This is a genomic window from Streptomyces sp. NPDC017890 (genome assembly GCF_044328675.1).
Lineage (GTDB): Bacteria > Actinomycetota > Actinomycetes > Streptomycetales > Streptomycetaceae > Streptomyces.
In genome coordinates this window covers 12,322-29,963 of record NZ_JBIRHU010000030.1, presented here as the reverse complement: position 1 = coordinate 29,963, position 17,642 = coordinate 12,322, and the positions used below count along the sequence as shown (strand labels likewise).

At 73.2% G+C, this 17,642-nt stretch carries 17 protein-coding genes; 10 read left to right on the top strand and 7 right to left on the bottom strand.

Annotated elements, in window-relative coordinates; all coding sequences use genetic code 11:
- Window positions 1-170: 170 nt before the first annotated feature.
- Window positions 171-1,466, top strand: a complete 1,296-nt coding sequence (locus tag ACH4F2_RS31130; protein WP_398136090.1) for a threonine aldolase family protein — start codon at window positions 171-173, stop codon at window positions 1,464-1,466.
- A 24-nt stretch (window positions 1,467-1,490) separates the two neighbouring features.
- Here the strand turns inward: ACH4F2_RS31130 and ACH4F2_RS31125 are convergent, their stop codons facing one another.
- A complete protein-coding gene (locus tag ACH4F2_RS31125) occupies window positions 1,491-1,706 on the bottom strand; it encodes a hypothetical protein (RefSeq protein WP_398136089.1) in 216 nt (71 codons plus the stop codon).
- 158 nt (window positions 1,707-1,864) lie between these two features.
- Between ACH4F2_RS31125 and ACH4F2_RS31120 the strand changes: the two genes are divergently transcribed.
- Window positions 1,865-2,971 carry a DUF5937 family protein gene (locus tag ACH4F2_RS31120; RefSeq protein ID WP_398136088.1) on the top strand — a complete coding sequence of 369 codons (1,107 nt, stop codon included), beginning with the start codon at window positions 1,865-1,867 and terminating at the stop codon, window positions 2,969-2,971.
- 122 nt (window positions 2,972-3,093) lie between these two features.
- On the opposite strand, the gene ACH4F2_RS31115 is transcribed toward ACH4F2_RS31120, so the two are convergent.
- From ACH4F2_RS31115 to ACH4F2_RS31105, 3 genes are all read right to left on the bottom strand, one after another.
- The gene (locus ACH4F2_RS31115) at window positions 3,094-3,726 is read right to left on the bottom strand and encodes an AAA family ATPase (RefSeq protein ID WP_398136087.1); all 633 of its coding nucleotides are present in this window, start codon (window positions 3,724-3,726) and stop codon (window positions 3,094-3,096) included.
- 83 nt (window positions 3,727-3,809) lie between these two features.
- Complete coding sequence (locus ACH4F2_RS31110) at window positions 3,810-4,484, bottom strand: response regulator (RefSeq protein WP_398136086.1); 675 nt, start codon at window positions 4,482-4,484, stop codon at window positions 3,810-3,812.
- A 53-nt stretch (window positions 4,485-4,537) separates the two neighbouring features.
- Window positions 4,538-5,743, bottom strand: coding sequence for a sensor histidine kinase (locus tag ACH4F2_RS31105; RefSeq protein ID WP_398136085.1), 1,206 nt, complete (start codon window positions 5,741-5,743; stop codon window positions 4,538-4,540).
- A 118-nt stretch (window positions 5,744-5,861) separates the two neighbouring features.
- Here ACH4F2_RS31105 and ACH4F2_RS31100 point away from each other — a divergent pair, with 118 nt between their 5' ends.
- On the top strand, window positions 5,862-6,947 hold the full coding sequence (locus ACH4F2_RS31100) for an SAM-dependent methyltransferase (RefSeq protein ID WP_398136084.1): 1,086 nt from the start codon (window positions 5,862-5,864) through the stop codon (window positions 6,945-6,947).
- Here ACH4F2_RS31100 and ACH4F2_RS31095 read toward each other — a convergent pair.
- Window positions 6,912-8,063 (bottom strand): NADH-quinone oxidoreductase subunit D, encoded by a 1,152-nt coding sequence (locus ACH4F2_RS31095; protein ID WP_398136083.1) that lies wholly within the window; start codon window positions 8,061-8,063, stop codon window positions 6,912-6,914. The two genes, ACH4F2_RS31100 and ACH4F2_RS31095, sit on opposite strands and share 36 nt — an antisense overlap.
- Window positions 8,064-8,094: 31 nt before the next feature.
- Here ACH4F2_RS31095 and ACH4F2_RS31090 point away from each other — a divergent pair, with 31 nt between their 5' ends.
- Together ACH4F2_RS31090 and ACH4F2_RS31085 are read left to right on the top strand one after the other, a co-directional pair.
- Window positions 8,095-8,616 (top strand): PH domain-containing protein, encoded by a 522-nt coding sequence (locus tag ACH4F2_RS31090; protein ID WP_398136082.1) that lies wholly within the window; start codon window positions 8,095-8,097, stop codon window positions 8,614-8,616.
- The gene (locus tag ACH4F2_RS31085) at window positions 8,613-9,995 is read left to right on the top strand and encodes a PH domain-containing protein (protein WP_398136081.1); all 1,383 of its coding nucleotides are present in this window, start codon (window positions 8,613-8,615) and stop codon (window positions 9,993-9,995) included. Before ACH4F2_RS31090 ends, ACH4F2_RS31085 begins: the two co-directional genes overlap by 4 nt.
- 47 nt (window positions 9,996-10,042) lie before the next feature.
- On the opposite strand, the gene ACH4F2_RS31080 is transcribed toward ACH4F2_RS31085, so the two are convergent.
- Together ACH4F2_RS31080 and ACH4F2_RS31075 are read right to left on the bottom strand one after the other, a co-directional pair.
- Window positions 10,043-11,419, bottom strand: coding sequence for a hypothetical protein (locus ACH4F2_RS31080; protein ID WP_398136080.1), 1,377 nt, complete (start codon window positions 11,417-11,419; stop codon window positions 10,043-10,045).
- A gap of 123 nt (window positions 11,420-11,542) precedes the next feature.
- Window positions 11,543-12,700, bottom strand: coding sequence for an alpha/beta hydrolase (locus tag ACH4F2_RS31075; protein WP_398136079.1), 1,158 nt, complete (start codon window positions 12,698-12,700; stop codon window positions 11,543-11,545).
- 230 nt (window positions 12,701-12,930) lie between these two features.
- Here ACH4F2_RS31075 and ACH4F2_RS31070 point away from each other — a divergent pair, with 230 nt between their 5' ends.
- The 5 genes from ACH4F2_RS31070 to folK all read left to right on the top strand — a co-directional run bounded on the left by ACH4F2_RS31070 (window position 12,931) and on the right by folK (window position 17,616).
- On the top strand, window positions 12,931-14,742 hold the full coding sequence (locus tag ACH4F2_RS31070; protein ID WP_398136078.1) for a phosphatidylglycerol lysyltransferase domain-containing protein: 1,812 nt from the start codon (window positions 12,931-12,933) through the stop codon (window positions 14,740-14,742).
- 206 nt (window positions 14,743-14,948) lie between these two features.
- Window positions 14,949-15,911, top strand: a complete 963-nt coding sequence (gene folP, locus ACH4F2_RS31065; protein WP_398136077.1) for a dihydropteroate synthase — start codon at window positions 14,949-14,951, stop codon at window positions 15,909-15,911.
- Window positions 15,908-16,411 (top strand): nuclear transport factor 2 family protein, encoded by a 504-nt coding sequence (locus ACH4F2_RS31060; RefSeq protein ID WP_398136076.1) that lies wholly within the window; start codon window positions 15,908-15,910, stop codon window positions 16,409-16,411. The genes folP and ACH4F2_RS31060 overlap by 4 nt, the downstream gene beginning before the upstream one ends.
- A gap of 237 nt (window positions 16,412-16,648) precedes the next feature.
- Window positions 16,649-17,008 (top strand): dihydroneopterin aldolase, encoded by a 360-nt coding sequence (folB, locus tag ACH4F2_RS31055; protein ID WP_011028954.1) that lies wholly within the window; start codon window positions 16,649-16,651, stop codon window positions 17,006-17,008.
- Entirely contained in the window at window positions 17,005-17,616 is a 612-nt protein-coding gene (gene folK / locus ACH4F2_RS31050; RefSeq protein ID WP_398136075.1) for a 2-amino-4-hydroxy-6-hydroxymethyldihydropteridine diphosphokinase, read from the top strand. Before folB ends, folK begins: the two co-directional genes overlap by 4 nt.
- Window positions 17,617-17,642 lie beyond the last annotated feature (26 nt).

The window sequence follows — 17,642 nt, the reverse complement described above, 5'->3', positions numbered from 1 at the left end:
GGACGATTTCTCGTCATGTTAACGCGATTGGTTCGGGGCACGTCCGGTCGTCCACAGGCTGTGGGTTTCCGCGCGGCGGCGGGGCACACCCCACGCGCGTGTGGGGACGCCCGGCGCGACGTGCGGGAAACCGGGTGACCGCTGCGGCGTCCGCGCGACATGATCCCGGCATGAGCGATACGGCGGGACAGTCGGAGCAGGCGGAACAGGACAGCGTGGCCGAACAGGACGGGCGGGCGGAGCAGGACGAGCGGGCGGAGCAGGACGAGCGGCGGGCCGGGGAGGCGGCCGGGACGGAGCCGGCGGACGAGCCGTCGGCGGAGGCTTCGGCAAAGGAGCGGGGACGGCGGCTCCGGGACCGGCGCGTGGCCGCCCACCGCGACGCCCGGCGCGTGCTCGCCGGTCCGGGGTTCAGCACGTCCCTGCGCGAGCGGCTCGCCCTGCTGGACTCGGCCGCCGAGCTGTACGACCTCGACGAGCCGACCGACCTGTACGGCAACGGCGTCGTGGAGGCCCTGGAGGAGAAGACCGCCGCCCTCCTCGGCACCGAGGCCGCGGCCTTCTTCCCCACCGGCACCATGGCCCAGCAGGTGGCGTTGCGCTGCTGGGCGGGCCGCACCGGCAGCCCGGTCGTCGCCCTGCACGGCCTCAGCCATCCCGAGAAGCACGAGCGCAACGCCTTCAGCCTGGTCAGCGGCTTGCGCCCGGTGCAGGTGACCAGCGCGCCCCGGCTGCCGACCGCCGACGAGGTGCGCGACTTCGAGGAGCCGTTCGGGGCACTGATGCTGGAGCTGCCGCTCAGGGAGGCCGGTTTCGTACTGCCCACCTGGGAGGAGCTCACCGAGGTCGTCGAGGCCGCGCGGGAGCGGGACGCGGTGGTCCACTTCGACGGCGCCCGCCTGTGGGAGACCACCGTCCGCTTCGGCCGCCCCCTGGCCGAGATCGCGGGCCTCGCGGACAGCGTGTACGTCTCGTTCTACAAGTCCCTCAAGGGCTACGGAGGCGCCGCCCTGGCAGGCCCCCGGACACTGGTCGAGGAGGCGAAGGCCTGGCGGCACCGGTACGGCGGCGCGGTGTTCCAGCAGTTCCCGACGGTGCTGTCGGCACTGGCCGGCCTGGAGCGCGAACTGCCCAGGCTGCCGGAGTACGTGACCCACGCGCGCGTGGTGGCCGCCGCGCTGCGGGAGGGCTTCGCGGCAGCGGGACTGCCGTGGGCGCGGGTGCACCCCGAGACGCCGCACACCCACGAGTTCCAGGTCTGGCTGCCCTACGACGCCGATGTCGTCGGCGAGGCCGCGGTCCGGCAGGGCGAGGAGACGGGGACCATGCTCTTCTCCTGGGGATGGGACACACCGGGCCCCGGGCTCGCGATGACCGAGGTCAGGGTCGAGGAGGAGGGCCTTGAGTGGACGGCGGACGACGTGCGGGCGGCGGTCGCCGACTTCGCGGCCAGGCTGGAACGCTGACCCGCCGCTCGCCGGCCGCCCGGGTCAGCCGAGGACACGCGGCCGCGCGGACCGCCACCGGCGCAGGGCCCGCCGTACCCGGCCGTGCGCCGGGCGGCCGGCGAGGACGGCACGGAACTGGCGGCGGTCGCGCCACTCGCGCACGACCTGCCAGTCGTGGGTGCCTGGCGCGGGTGGCGCGGGCTCGCCGAGCCGCCGGGCGCGGTAGGCGTCGAGGAGGTACTGCTCGGTGATGCTCATGACGGGTCGCCTTCTCGAGGAAAAGTGGGAGTGGGCATCGGGCTCCGCGGCTGCCCCTGTGCCTCCAGGTTGCTGCGGTACGGCCCTCCCGTCGCGCCGATTGACGGCGGGCGTCAATCGGCGGCGGCGGTGTCGGTGGCGGGGTGCACCATGAGGGCATGAGCGTGCGTATCGACATCGCGGGGCTGCGGCCGGAGAGGGTCGCCGTCGTGCCCTCGCCCCTGGCCGAGCTGGGCATGGCGCTGCACGCCCTGTCCGAGCCGGGGCACCACCCGGGTCTGCAGGGCTGGGCGACGGGTGTGACCGCCCGGCTCGACTCTCACCTGGCCGACCGGATGTGCGAGGCCGACTTCCTGTGGCGGTCGACGTTCTCGGACCTGTTCATGCCGTTCGCCGGTGTGCCGGGACGCAGCACGCTGCCCGGAGCCACCCTCGCCGAGGACCTGGACCTGCTCGACAAGCTGTCCGACGAGCAGTTCGTGGACGCGGCGCTGGAGTTCACCTGCGCCCCGCCCTACAGCTCCGGTGGGTCCTCCGCGCTCGTGGACGCCGAGGTGCGCCGGCGCGCGCTGGACGTGGCCGCCGCGCGGGGACCGCAGCAGCTGCGCTTCAGCGAACGGCTGCTGGCCGATCCGCCGTGGGTCCGGAGCTGGCTGCGGCAGTTCGCGCAGGACTGCGACGAGGCGTTCTTCGCGGAGACCTGGTCGCGGCTGCGCCACCAGCTCGCGGCGGACGCCCGCCACAAGACGGACCTGCTGCACCGCAAGGGACTCGCCGAGGCGCTGGCCGCCGTGTCCCCGGCGGTGGCGCTGGACGAGCGCGCCGCGCGGATCACGGTCGACAAGCTGGGAGACGGCCGTTCGGCGACGGCGAACGGCGGGCTCCTGCTCGTCCCGACGAGCCTGGGCTGGCCGCACCTGATGGTCCTGCACCGGCACGACTGGCAGCCGGTGCTGCACTATCCCGTCGCCTCCCCCGAGCTGGCCTCGCCGCCGTCGGTCGAGCAGCTCACGCTGCGGATGACCGCTCTGTCCCACCCGGTCCGGATGCGGATCTGCCGCCATCTGGCCCGCAGCGCGTACACCACGAGCGAGCTGGCGCAGACGCACGGCATGACGGCCCCGGAGATATCCCGGCACCTCGGGGTGCTGAAGAAGGCGGGCCTGATCACCACCCGCCGGCGCGGGCGGTACGTACTGCACCAGCTGGACGTGACGGTGGTGGCCCGGCTGGGCAGCGACTTCCTGGAGGGGATACTGCGCTGAACCGGCCGTGAACCGGCCGCGGACCAACCACCCGGTCACCGGCCGCTGGACAACCGTGGGCCGCCCGCCGGCCGATCGTCGGACCAACGCCGCCCGGTCGCTCAACCACCGTGGGAGCGACCTCAGTCGAACCTGATGTGACGCAGTCCCACGCCCGCCTGCCGCAGCCGTGTCCGCAGCGTGCCCTCGTTGTTGGGCCCGAGGGTGAGTCCAGCGAGCACGGCGATCCGGTCCGCGGTCTTCGGGACCGTCGCGTGGTCCGTCCACAGGTGCTCGGCGAACTCCGGTTCGCCGAGCCGCTCCAGACAGTGGTCGAGCTGCTCCACCGCCCAGCTCTCGCGGCGCAGTCCGGCGTCCTTCCCGGCGACGTACCGCAGGACGGGCCCGAAGCCGCGCACGTGCAGCCGCCGCAGGACGGTCTCGCGTTCGGCGAGGAGGGTGAAGTGGCGGACGTCGTGGCCCAGGTCGCGCAGTCGTCCGACGGTCTCGGCGAAGTGACCGGGATCGGTGACCGTCATGGGCGCGATCACCACACCGTCGTGCTCGGCCAGAGCGAGGTCGAGGACCTCCACGACGCCCTGCCGCCAGGCCGCCAGGTCCCGGAAGTCCGCCCGCAGCCCGGACGGCAGCATGCGGCGCAGGCCGAAGCCGACGTGCTCGGGGTCGCAGACGACGCTGCCCGGGAGCCGGCGCCGTATCTCGTGTGCGGTCTGTGTCTTGCCGCCCCCGAAGGGGCCGTTGATCCACAGGAGCATGCGGGTGACCCTACCGACGCGGGACCCGCTGCGGCACCCGCTGCCGGACTCGTCGCGGCACTCGCGGGCCCCTGCCCGACCTGTCAGCCCGGTCCGCCGCCGGCCCGCACCAGCCCGGTCTCGTAGGCCAGGACCACCACCTGCACCCGGTCGCGCAGGCCGAGCTTGGTCAGGATGCGGCCCACGTGTGTCTTCACGGTCGCCTCGGACAGCACGAGCCGGGCCGCGATCTCCCCGTTGGACAGGCCCTGCGCGACCAGCACCATCACCTCGCGCTCGCGCTCGGTGAGCCGCTGGAGCTCCTTGTGCCGGGGCTCCTGACCGGTGGCCGGCAGCATCGGCGCGAACCGGTCCAGGAGCCGGCGGGTGGTCGAGGGGGCGACCACCGCGTCGCCGCTGTGCACGGAGCGGATGGCGGCGAGCAGCTCGCCGGGCGGCACGTCCTTGAGCATGAAGCCGGAGGCGCCCGCCTTCAGCCCCGAGAAGGCGTACTCATCGAGGTCGAAGGTGGTCAGGATCAGCACCTTCGGCGCGTTCGGGTCGACGCAGATCCGGCTGGTGGTCTCGACGCCGTCGAGCTTGGGCATGCGGACGTCCATCAGGACGACGTCCACGGCGGTGGAGCGCAGCACCTGGAGGGCCTCGACGCCGTCGCCCGCCTCCGCGACGACCTCCATGTCCGGCTGGGCCGCCAGCACCATCCGGAATCCGGTGCGCAGCAGCACCTGGTCGTCGACGAGCATTACGCGGATCGCCATCGGGGCCTCTTCCTTACAGGTGTCAACGCGGTACATGCGTACGGGCGGAATTCTCAGTGTGCGGGTTTCAGCGGCAGCAGCACACTGATGCGGAATCCTCCGCCCTGCCGCGGACCCGCGTCCAGGGTGCCGCCGACCATGCCGACCCGCTCGCGCATGCCGATCAGGCCGTGGCCCTGGCCGTCGTAGCCGCCCTCCTCGTACAGCTCGTGCGGGGCGCCCTTGCCGTCGTCCTCGACGAGCAGCCCGAGCCCGTCGTCGAAGTAGACCAGGCGCACGCTCGCGCCCGCGTTGGGGCCGCCGTGCTTGCGCGTGTTGGTCAGCGCCTCCTGCACGATGCGGTACGCGGTGAGCTCGACGCCGCTGGGCAGCTGCCGCGGAGTGCCCTCGACCTTGAAGTCGACAGGCAGGCCGGAGCCGCGGCATTCCTCGACGAGGTCCTCGATCTGCCGGACGTCGGGCTGGGGGACGTACTCGCCGGCCTCCTGGTGCTCGCCGGTGCGCAGCACGCCGAGCAGGCGGCGCATCTCCGCGAGCGCCTGGCGGCCGGTGGAGGAGATGGTCTCCAGGGCCTTCTTGGCCTGGTCGGGGGCCGCGTCCAGGACGTAGGCGGCGCCGTCGGCCTGCACCACCATCACGGAGACGTTGTGCGCGACGACGTCGTGCAGCTCGCGTGCGATCCGGGCGCGCTCGGCCGCGACCGCGACCTTGGCCTGCGCCTCGCGCTCCCTCTCCAGCCGGGCGGCCCGCTCCTCCAGCTGCGCGAAGTAGGCGCGGCGGGTGCGGATGGAGTCGCCCAGCACCCAGGCGAGGGCGAAGGGCACCCCTTGGAAGACCGTTATGGCGATGTTGGCGCCTATGCCCAGTTCATCGTCGGACCAGCGCAGCTGGGCGAGGGGCGCCGCGCACAGGCCCACGGCCAGCGCGGTACGGGACGCCCAGCGGGCGCCGGTCGCGGCCACGGTGTAGACGACCACGAGGAAGGCGAAGTCGGCCGGCAACGTCGAGACGTCCAGCGCCAGCTGCCCCACGCCGAGCCCGACGGCCAGCAGCAGCATCTTCTCCGCCATCCGCTGACGCAGCGCGATCACGACGCAGAGCAGCACCGTGAAGGTGAGGATCAACGCCGTGGAGTCCGTCCCGGAGCCCCGCGGCTGCGGGGAGGCCACGGACACCACGGAAATCCCGAGCACGACGAGGGCCCAGAAACAGTCGACCCCGGTCGGGTGTCTGCGGAGGAAATCGTAGAGGCGCTGCACGTAACCCAGCGTAGGGAAGCGGAATAGGTGCAGGGGTCAACCGGAGGGCCGATCCGCACCCGCCGCGCATACTCCGCAAGGTGGAGGCTTCGCTCTCCCGTGCGCCTAGCCTGTGCCTGTGACGCGAGGGACAGCAGGGACCCAGGAGGCCTCAGGGGCGGACAAGAACTGGCGGGGCTGGAGGGAAGCCACGCAGGACGCCCTCTACGGACCGGCCGGGTTCTACCGCGGGCCCGAGGGGCCGGCCGGGCACTTCCGCACGTCCGTGCACGCGTCGCCGCTGTTCGCCGGGGCCGTGGCGCGGCTGTTGTGCCGGGTCGACGAGGCGCTGGGGCGGCCCGAGGCGCTGGACTTCGTGGACATGGCGGCCGGGCGGGGCGAACTGGTCACCGGAGTGCTGGCCGCGCTGCCCGCCGATGTGGCCGCCCGCACGCGCGCGTACGCCGTCGAGGTCGCCGGCCGCCCCGACGGGCTGGACCACCGGATCGAGTGGCTCGGCGAACCGCCGTCCGGGGTGACCGGGCTGCTGTTCGCCAACGAGTGGCTGGACAACGTACCGGTGGAGGTGGCGCAGGTGGACCCCGCGGGTGTGGCGCGGCGGGTGCTCGTCCGCAAGGACGGGGCCGAGCGGCTCGGGGAGCCGGTGGGCGGGGCGGAGGCCGAGTGGCTGGCGCGGTGGTGGCCGCTGCCCGGCGAGGAGGGGCTGCGGGCCGAGATCGGGCTCCCCCGGGACACCGCCTGGGCGTCCGCCGTGGCGGCCCTGGACGGGGGCCTCGCCGTGGCCGCCGACTACGCGCACACCGTGGACGCCCGCCCGCCGTTCGGGACGCTCACCGGCTTCCGGGAGGGGCGGGAGACGGCGCCGGTGCCGGACGGGTCGTGCGACATCACCGCGCACGTCGCCCTGGACGCGTGCGCGGCGGCCGACACCACGAGGTGCGCTCCCAAGCGCACGCCCCCGGGCGCGCTCCTGCGCCCGCAGCGCGAGGCTCTGCGCGCCCTCGGCGTCGCGGGCGCGCGTCCCCCGCTCGCGCTGGCCTCCACCGACCCCGCGGCGTACGTACGCGCCCTCGCGGGCGCCTCGCAGGCCGCGGAGCTGATCGCGCCGGGCGGGCTGGGCGACTTCGTGTGGCTGGTCCAGCCGGTCGGGCCCGTCGACGCCGCCGCGCTACTTGTCGATGTCCCCGACCACGAAGAACAGTGACCCCAGGATCGCCACCATGTCCGCGACCAGCGTCCCCGGCAGCAGCTCCCCCAGCGCCTGGATGTTGTTGTACGACGCCGAGCGCAGCTTCAGCCGGTACGGGGTCTTCTCGCCCTTGCTGACCAGGTAGTAGCCGTTGATGCCGAGCGGGTTCTCGGTCCACGCGTACGTGTGGCCCTCGGGCGCCTTCAGCACCTTCGGGAGCCGCTGGTTGACCGGCCCGGGCGGCAGCTCGGCCAGGCGGTCGAGACAGGCGTCGGCCAGGTCGAGGGCGTTGTGCGTCTGCTCCAGGAGGCACTCGAAGCGGGCGAGGCAGTCGCCCTCGGTGCGGGTGACGACCTTCAGGGTGTCCTGGAGTTCGCCGTAGGCGAGGTACGGCTCGTCGCGGCGCAGGTCGAAGTCGACGCCACAGGCGCGGGCGATGGGGCCGCTGACCCCGTAGGCGTGCACGGCCTCGGGGCTCAGGACGCCCACCCCGCGTGTGCGCCCGCGGAAGATCTCGTTGCCGAGCACCAGGTCGTCGAAGACGTCCATGCGCGAGCGCACCGCCGCGACGGCGCCGCGCGCGCGGGTGGCCCATCCGGCCGGCAGGTCCTCCTTGAGGCCGCCGACGCGGTTGAACATGTAGTGCATGCGTCCGCCGGAGACCTCCTCCATGACGTTCTGGAGGACCTCCCGTTCCCGGAAGGCGTAGAAGACCGGGGTGATCCCGCCCAGCTCCAGTGGGTACGACCCGAGGAACATCAGGTGGTTGAGCACGCGGTTCAGCTCCGCGAGCAGCGTCCGCGTCCACACCGCGCGCGTGGGGACCTCCATGCCGAGCATCCGCTCCACGGCGAGGACCACGCCCAGCTCGTTGGAGAACGCCGACAGCCAGTCGTGACGGTTGGCGAGCACGATGATCTGACGGTAGTCACGGGCCTCGAAGAGCTTCTCCGCGCCGCGGTGCATGTAGCCGATCACCGGCTCCGCGCTCGTGATGCGCTCGCCGTCCAGGACGATCCGCAGCCGCAGCACGCCGTGCGTGGACGGGTGCTGGGGCCCGATGTTGAGCACCATGTCGGTGCTCTCCGCGGCACCGCCGATACCGACCATGGTCTCCGTCGTAGGAGTCATGCGCACAGTCTCCCCTACGTACGCTGACTCCATGGAGACGGGGAGCCCTGACGACACGGGCGCTGCGGGGGCGACGGAGGCGGTACGGGGCGAGCCGGAGTGGACCGGCCTGCCGCCGGGACTGCTGCGCATGCGGCGGCTGTTGCTGGTGGTGTGGCTGGGGCTGCTCACGCTCGCCGCGGGCGTGCTGCCCGGGCTGTTCCTGGGCCCCTTCTGGGCGGCCCTGGCACTGCTGCCGCTGGCCCTGACGGTGGGGGGCTGGGTCATGCTGGAGCGCAACTGGCGCTCCTGGCGGTACGCCGAGCGCGCCGACGACCTGCTGATCAGCCGGGGCGTGCTGTGGCGGGAGGAGACCGTCGTCCCGTACGGGCGGATGCAGCTGGTCGAGGTGACCTCCGGCCCGGTCGAGCGCCACTTCGGCCTGGCCAGCGTGCAGCTGCACACGGCCGCCGCCGCGACCGACGCGACCATCCCGGGCCTCGACCCGTCCGAGGCGGAACGCCTGCGCGACCGGCTCACCGAGCTGGGCGAGGCCCGATCGGCGGGGCTGTGACGACGCCCGGGGCAGGGGACGGCCACGGCACCGCACCGGCGGAGGACGGCGCCCGGGGCGGAAACCGCGCCGCGACGCCCGGAAACGACGTCGTCGAGCGGCGGCTGCACCCCGTCACGCCGCTGCGGCGCGCGTGGGCGCCGGTCGCCGTGATCGTCGGGTGGGCCGTGCACGACCCCGACCAGGCGCAGCGCCAGCTGACCCGGCTGACCACGACCCACCTGCTGATCGGGCTCGCCGTACTGATCCCGGCCGCCGCCCTGTACGGCTTCCTGACCTGGTGGTTCACCCACTTCGCGGTGACCGACACGGAGCTGCGCATCCGTACCGGACTGCTGTTCCGGCGCACCGCGCACATCCGGCTCGAACGCGTACAGGCCGTCGACGTCACCCAGCCCCTGCTGGCCCGCGTCGCAGGGGTCGCCAAACTCAAACTCGACGTCATAGGCACCGGCAAGAAGGACGAACTGGCCTTCCTGGGCGCCGACGAGGCCCGCGCGCTGCGCGCCGAGCTGCTCGCCCGCGCGGCCGGCCTCGCGCCGGAGACCGCGCGCGAGGTCGGCGAGGCGCCCTCCCGGCAGCTGCTGCGCGTGCCGCCCGGTGTCCTCGCCGTCTCCCTGCTGCTGACCGGCGCGACCTGGGGCACGCTGATCGCCGCCGTCGCCGTACCGACGCTCCTGTGGCTGGCCACCCACAACCTGTGGACGGTGCTGGCGACCGCCCTTCCCCTGCTGGGCGCCGCGGGCGCGAGCAGCGCGGGCCGGTTCGTCGGGGAGTACGACTGGACGGTGGCCGAGTCCCCCGACGGGCTCCGCATCGACCGAGGGCTGCTGGACCGCACGCACGAGACGGTGCCGCCGGGCCGGGTGCAGACCGTGCGGATCGTGGAGCCGCTGCTGTGGCGGCGCCGGGGCTGGGTACGGGTGGAACTGGACGTGGCGGGGTCGTCGAACTCCGTGCTGCTGCCCGTCGCCCCGCGCGAGATCGCGGAGTCGGTCGTCGCGCGCGTCCTGCCCGGGGTGAGCGTGCCGGCAGGCCCGGAACTGTCGCGCCCGCCGCGCCGGGCAGCGCGGTGCAGGCCGCTGTGGTGGCGCGGTTACGGGCTCGCCGTCACCGACGCGGTCTTCGCCGCCCGGTACGGGCTGCTGCGCCGCAGGCTGGCGCTGGTGCCGCACGCCAAGGTGCAGAGCGTCCGCGTCACACAGGGGCCCTGGCAACGGGTGCTGGGGCTGGCCGACGTACGGGTGGACACGGGAGCGAACAAGACCGTGACCGCTCGGCTGCGCGACGCCGAAGAGGCGGCGCGGCTGCTGCGGGACCAGGCGGAACGCTCCCGGACCGGACGGCGGGACGCACTGCCGGACCGGTGGATGGCCTGAGGCCCTGCCGGCCGGCCTCGGCCGGTCTCGTCGGACAGCGGCCGGTGTCAGGACACCGCGCTGCGCAGCCCCTGTACGTCGATCTGCTCCGTCTCGTCGTGGGCCGTCAGGTCGATCACCTGGCCCACCTCCCGGGACTCCTCCCCGGACGGCTTGAAGGCGGCCTCCGCCTCGGCCTTGTGCAGGGCGAGGGCCTCCTGGCCGACCACGTCGGCGAGATCCTCGTTCTGGACGGCCTCGAGGGCGTCGGGCGACGACGACGCGTCCTCGGGGTTCTTCGTGCCGAAGAAGTCGAAGCCGCCCTCGACCACCGGACGCCGCGCCGGAACAGTCGGTACGACGGCCACCGCGGTCGGCACCGTGAAGTGCCCGGCGGCCTGCCGGGTGGGCTGGTCGGGACGACCGGGCCGCTCGGCACGCTCGGGACGCTCGTCGGACTGGTCGGGCCGGCCGGACCGTTCGGACTGTTCGGGCCCATCGGGCCCATCGGGCCGCTCGTCGGGCCGAGTCGCCTCGGAGACGGCGGTGCGCTCGTGTCCGTCGGCCGTCTCGGACCGCCCCTGTGTCTGGTCCTCCCGCGCTGTCCCGGCCGCCGCCGCGCTCTCGCCGCCGCCGTCTCCACCGCCGTCCCCGTCGTCGCCACCGTCGCCGGAGTCACCACCGTCGTCGTCGGGGTCACCGCCGCCGTCGTGGTCGCCACCGTCCGGACCGGCGGGCGTGTCCTCGCCGAACCGGGCCAGTGCCGCGTGCGCCCGCAGGAACAGTCGTGAGCCCGCGGGAGAGAAGACGGCGGGAGCCTCCCCGGCGGCCTCCTCGGCGCCCCCTCCGACGACTTCGGAGACCTCTTCGGAGACCTCTTCGGGGACCTCTACGGTGACGTCGGAGACCTCCTCGGTGGCCGACGCGTCCGCGGTGGCCGTTTCCCGCGCCGGTGCCGGTCGCGCCGCCGGCAGCGCGGGCGCCTGCGGCACGGCCTCGATCTCCAGCAGGCGGCGGCCCTCCAGCGCACTGGCGCGCTCGGTCTCCGCCGTGGCGTAGCGCCGCAGCAGGGAGGCGTGCTCGTTGCGCAGCCCCGCCAGCTCCGTGCGCTTCGCCCGCAGCCGGTGCTCCAGCTTCGCGCGCAGCTCGCGCGACTCCTCCAGGTCGGACTCCAGTTCGGCGACCCGTTCCTCGTAACGCCACTCGTCGCTCGCCCGCGCGCGCGTGAGGTCGGCGACGCGCCTTCCCGCCTGCGTGTCCCAGTGGCGCATGACGACCGCGCCGACGACGGCCGTCACCGCGGCGGCCGCGGCCAGCGAGCGCAGGATCATCGCTTCGCTGAACACCCAGGGGCCGAGGGCGCAGACGACGGAGACGCCTGCGATCGCCGACGGAGGAAGCAGCCTGTGCAGGGGCGGGGAATGGCGGTGACGTCCACGTGGCATGGCCAGAAACTTACCGCGCGTAGGCGAATCTTGGCGCCCCGGCCCGTAAAAACACAGCCATCTCCGATGTGTTCGCACGCAACGGGAATCCACATGCCCGCCGGCGGGCGAATTACTCCAAGATCATTTATGTGTGTGCACGCCGGACCGCTCGCCGGACCGCTCGCCGAGCCGCCCACTGAGCCACTGCAGCGTCGCGGGAATCTCGCGCCGCCAGGTATTGAAGTTGTGCCCGCCGCTTTCCAGGATGATCGACGAGATGCGCGTCGGCTTCTTGTCCTTCACCTGCTCAATGAACTTCAGGGTGTCCTTGTAGTTCGTCTCGCCGGACTCGCTGCTGGTGACGAGCAGCGAAGTGTCGGGCGCGGGCATGTTCTTGAGATACCACCACAGGTCGGCCCGGTTCTTCCGTTCCTCGTCGCCCTGGAAGAGATCGCCCGTGGTGGGATCACTGGGCGCGTCGTAGTACGCGGAGAGGCCGGCCCCGGCGGCGTACACGTCGGGATGGTGCAGGGCGAGCTTCAGGGCGCAGTAGCCACCGGTCGAGTTGCCGACGACTCCCCAGCTTCCCGGCCCCCGGTCCACCCGGTAATGAGCCGTCACCGCCTCGGGAAGATCCTTCGCGAAGAACGACTCCGTCTGCGGGCCACCCGGCACGTCCACGCACTCCGTGTCGCGCGGCGGCGCAACCGTGGGCCGCAGCATCACCAGGATCATCGGCCGCATCCGGCCGGCCTCGGCCAGGTCGAGTGCCGTGCGGGGATAACGCAGCTTGTCCACCAGGGCCTCGGCCGTCCCCGGGTAGCCGGTCAGGACGACGGCCGCGGGAAACGTACGGGTGCGGTGGCTCGCCCGGAAGTACTCCGGCGGCAGGTAGACGTACGCGGGCGTCGCGATGCGCGTCGTACGGCCGACGATCCGTATCTCGTGGATCCGCCCGGTGGCCTCGGGCCGCGCCCCGCCCGCCCGCGTGACCCGCCGGTCGCCGACGACCCGGAGCGGACCGCCGGCGTCGTCGGCCGAGTGGTCGACGACCACGCCCTGTCCGTTCTCCCGGCCGAACAGGTCGGCCCAGCTGCCGTAGAACCCGAAGGACTGGTTGGCGACCAGGCCGACCGCGGCGAAGACCGCCAACTGGGTGGCGAACAGCAGGCCCACCCGCCCCAGCACGGCCCGCCAGGTACGCCGGGCCAGCCGTGGCCACAGCCACACCGTGCCGGCGAACAGCAGCACGCCGGCCAGGACCGCCAACGCCAGCACCTTGTCGCTCGTGAGACCCATGCGTCGCTACCTGCCTGCGCTTTCCGTACGTCACGTCCGTTCGGGCCATCCGCCCGGACCACCGCCCTTCGCACCCCTCGCGCTCCGCGGCCTTTCCGATCGCGGGAGTGAACCTCTCCCACCAAGTCACCGTCCTAGAGGGCGCAATGTCGCCGGATGCCCGAAACGGGCCCGGATCCACGGTCTCTCGCAGAACTACGGGTGCGATGTCTGTCAGGACAGATGAGGAAATGTCGGGTGGGGTTCCAGCGAAGCCCGCCAGCGTACGTCGGGTGCCGCGCGGCCCTCGCCCGGAGGCCGTGCCCCTCCTCGTCGGCCGCGCCTGCGCACTCGTGGGCCTGCTGGACATCGCCGCCGGCGTCTTCCCGCGCTTCCGGCACAGCCGTATGCACGCCCTCGCCGAGGTACTGCCCGGCGCGTTCGGCCCGTTCGCGGCGGCGCTCTCGCTCAGCGCCGGGGTGCTGTTGCTGCTGCTCGCCCACGGGCTCAAGCGCCGCAAGCGGAGGGCGTGGCGGGCGGCCGTGGCCCTGCTGCCGCTCGGCGCCGTCGCACAGTTCGCGTACCGGCACTCGCTCGCCGGGGTGCTGATCTCGCTCGCGCTGCTCCTGCCCCTGCTGCGGCACCGGGACCAGTTCGCGGCACTGCCCGACCCGCGCAGCCGGTGGCGGGCGCTCGCCAACGTCGTACTCATGGGCGCCGGTTCCCTCTCCCTCGGGCTGGTCGTCGTCAACGCCCACCCGCACCACATGGTCGGCGAGCCGAGCCTGGCCGACCGCATCACGCACGTGCTGTACGGCCTGTTCGGCGTCGAGGGACCGGTCGACTACCGGGGCGACACCTCCTGGACGGTCGCCTTCTCCCTCGGCGCCCTCGGCCTGCTCACCGCGATCACCACCATCTACCTGGCCCTCCGCCCCGAACACCCCGCCGCCCGCCTCACCGAGGACGACGAGGTCCGGCTGCGCGCCCTGCTGGCCAGGCACGGCGGCCGGGACTCCCTCGGCCACTTCGCGCTGCGCCGCGACAAGGCCGTCGTCTTCTCCCCCAGCGGCAAGGCCGCGGTCACCTACCGCGTCGTCTCCGGAGTGATGCTCGCCAGCGGCGACCCGATCGGCGACGTCGAGGCCTGGCCGGGCGCCATCGAACGCTTCATGGACGAGGCCCGCGCGCACTCCTGGACGCCCGCCGTCATGGGCTGCTCCGAGACCGGTGGCGAGGTCTGGACCCGCGAGACCGGGCTCGACGCCCTCGAACTGGGCGACGAGGCGGTGGTGGACGTCGCGGATTTCTCCCTCGCCGGCCGCGCGATGCGCAACGTGCGTCAGATGGTCAAACGCATCGAGCGCGCCGGTTACGAGACCCGGGTACGGCGCGTGGCCGACCTCGGTGACGCCGAACTGGACCGCGTCCGCCGCGCCGCCGACGACTGGCGCGGCACGGACACCGAGCGCGGCTTCTCCATGGCACTGGGCCGCATCGGCGACCCCGCCGACGGCGACTGCCTGATCGCCACCGCGCACAAGCAGGACGCCGAGCCCGGCGAGTACGGCGACCTGAAGGCGGTCCTGCACTTCGTACCGTGGGGCGCCGACGGCGTCTCCCTGGACCTGATGCGCCGCGACCGCGCTGCCGACCCGGGCATGAACGAGCTGCTGATCGTGGCCGCGCTCCAGGCCGCGCCGAAACTGGGCATCGCGCGCGTCTCGCTGAACTTCGCCATGTTCCGCGCGGCGCTCGCGCGCGGCGAGAAGATCGGCGCGGGGCCGGTGTTGCGGGCGTGGCGCGGACTGCTGGTGTTCCTCTCCCGCTGGTTCCAGATCGAGTCCCTGTACAAGTTCAACGCGAAGTTCCGGCCCCGGTGGGAGCCCCGCTTCGTCGTCTACCGCGCCTCCGCCGACCTGCCCCGCATCGGCTTCGCCGCCATGCAGGCCGAGGGCTTCGTCACGCTCACGGTGCCGCTGCCGCGCTTCCTGCGGCGCCGGACGCCCGTACGCCGGCCCTGCGCGCACCGGGTGACCGAGCGGGACGCCCGGGCGGCGTGACCGCCGGATGCTGCGCGGCCACGACGCCGAGGAGGCACTGCGCACCACCCGAGCACGGCTCTCGCCGCCCGAGCACGGCCCCCGCACCACCCGAGCACGGCTCTCGCCGCCCTGCGGTGCGCCGTGCCGCCCCCGCCCCGGCAGCGCTCCACCGAGCCCGCACAGGCCGCCGCGGGCACCCCGCCCACTGGGCCTAGGCTGAACACATGAGCAAGCAGACCGGCCGCCGCCACCTCGCGGGACTGACCGTATGGGACCGCTGCGCGGTCATGGGGGTCGTCAACGTGACTCCCGACTCCTTCTCCGACGGCGGCCGCTTCTTCGACACCACCGCCGCCATCAAGCACGGCCTCGACCTGGTCGCCGAGGGGGCCGACCTGGTGGACGTCGGCGGCGAGTCCACCCGTCCCGGCGCGACCCGCGTCGACGAGGACGAGGAGCTCAGGCGTGTGGTCCCGGTCGTGCGCGGACTGGCCTCCGAGGGCGTCACGATCTCCGTCGACACCATGCGCGCCTCGGTCGCCGAACAGGCCCTCGCGGCCGGCGCCGCCCTGGTCAACGACGTCAGCGGCGGCCTCGCCGACCCCCGGATGATCCCGGTCGTCGCCGACGCCGACGCCCCCTTCGTCGTCATGCACTGGCGCGGCCTGCTGGAGGGCGGCAACGTCAGGGGCACCTACGACGACGTCGTCACCGAGGTCATGGACGAGCTGCAGGCGCGCGTGGAGGCGGTCGTCGAGGGCGGCGTCGCGCCCGACCGCGTCGTCGTCGACCCCGGCCTCGGCTTCTCCAAGGACGCCGAGCACGACCTCGTCCTCCTCGCCCACCTCGACCGCCTCCTCGGTCTCGGCCACCCGCTGCTCGTCGCCGCCTCACGCAAGCGGTTCCTCGGCCGGGTGCTCGCCGGACCGGGAGCCGCCCCGCCCCCCGCGCGCGAGCGCGACGCGGCCACCGCCGCCGTCTCCGCACTCGCGGCGCACGCCGGCGCGTGGGCCGTACGCGTGCACGAGGTACGCGCCACGGCCGACGCCGTACGGGTCGCACGCGCCGTCGAGGGAGCGCGCACAGCGGGCCAGGTCCCGGATTCAGGCGTGGAGGCGGGCTCGGGCTCGGGCTCAGGCGTGGAGGCGGGCTCGGGCTCGGGCTCAGGCTCGGAAGGAACCCGGTGAACACCCCCCACACCGACGTCGAACAGGTCGAGGCCGCCAACACCGCCTTCTACGAGGCACTGGAGCGGGGCGACTTCGAGCAGGTGTCCGAGTTCTGGCTCACGCCGTCCGACCTGGGCATCGACGAGTCGTTCCACGACCCGGCGGACGCCGGCGTGATCTCCTGCGTGCACCCCGGCTGGCCGGTGCTCACCGGCCGCGGCGAGGTCCTGCGCTCGTACGCGCTGATCATGGCGAACACCGACTACATCCAGTTCTTCCTCACCGACGTACACGTCTCCGTGACAGGCGACACCGCCCTGGTGACCTGCACCGAGAACATCCTCAGCGGCGGCCCCGCCCCCGAGGGCGGCGACGAGCTCGGCCCGCTCGTCGGCCAGCTCGTGGTCGCCACCAACACGTTCCGGCGCACGCCGTCCGGCTGGAAACTCTGGTCGCACCACGCTTCCCCCGTGCTGACCGAGACCGACGACGAGGACGGCGAGGACACACCTCCCTGACCCTGGAGAACCAAGAAGTGGTTGGAATCACGGACCGGCGGGTATGGGCGGCTACCAACCCGTGATCCACCGGGGCCGCCAGGGGAAACACACGGTGAAACCTCCTGGCCTCCGCCAGGGCTCACACCCCCCGTGGCCCGGCACTGTCAGTGCCCGCGGGTAGATTCGACTGAGGCCGGCGTACCGCCCGCACGTGGTACGGACCGGCCGGGACCGACGACTGCAGGAGTGATTCGCGTGGATCGTGTCGCGCTGCGCGGCCTCAAGGCCCGCGGGCACCACGGTGTGTTCCCCAAGGAACGCGAGGACGGGCAGACCTTCCTCGTGGACATCGTCCTTGGCCTGGACACCCGGCCGGCCGCGGCCGACGACGACCTGGCGAAGACCGTGCACTACGGCATCGTGGCCGAGGAGGTCGTGGCCGTGGTCGAGGGCGAGCCCGTCAACCTGGTCGAGACGCTCGCCGAGCGCATCGCCCAGGTCTGCCTGAAACACGAAGGGGTCGAGGAGGTCGAGGTATGCGTCCACAAGCCGGACGCGCCGATCACCGTCCCGTTCGACGACGTGACCGTCACCATCATCCGGAGCCGTGTATGAGCGCCCCCTTCGCCCAGGGTCCCAGCGACCCGACCGTACAGCCGGTACCCGCCTCCGTCATCGAGCAGGTCGATGCCGCCGACACCACGCTGTCCAATCCCAAGCGCGCGGTGATCGCCCTCGGCGCCAACCTCGGCAACCGCCTGGAGACCCTCCAGGGCGCCATCGACGCCCTGGAGGACACCCCGGGCGTGCGGGTCAAAGGGGTCTCGCCGGTGTACGAGACGGAGCCCTGGGGCGTCGCCCCCGACAGCCAGCCCTCGTACTTCAACGCGGTCGTGGTCGTGAAGACCACCCTGCCCCCGTCCTCCCTGCTGGAGCGGGCGCACGCCGTCGAGGAGGCCTTCCACCGCGTCCGCGACGAGCGCTGGGGCCCGCGCACCCTCGACGTCGACATCGTCGCCTACGCCGACGTCGTCTCCGACGACCCGCAGCTCACCCTGCCCCACCCGCGCGCCCACGAACGCGCCTTCGTGCTCGCCCCCTGGCACGACGTGGACCCCGAGGCCCAGCTGCCGGGACACGGCCCGGTCGCAGACCTCCTGGAGTCCGTCCCCCGGGACGGCATCGCGCCCCGCGCCGACCTGGAACTCCGGCTGCCCGAGTAGTCGTTAAGGTCGACAAGGTCAGGACG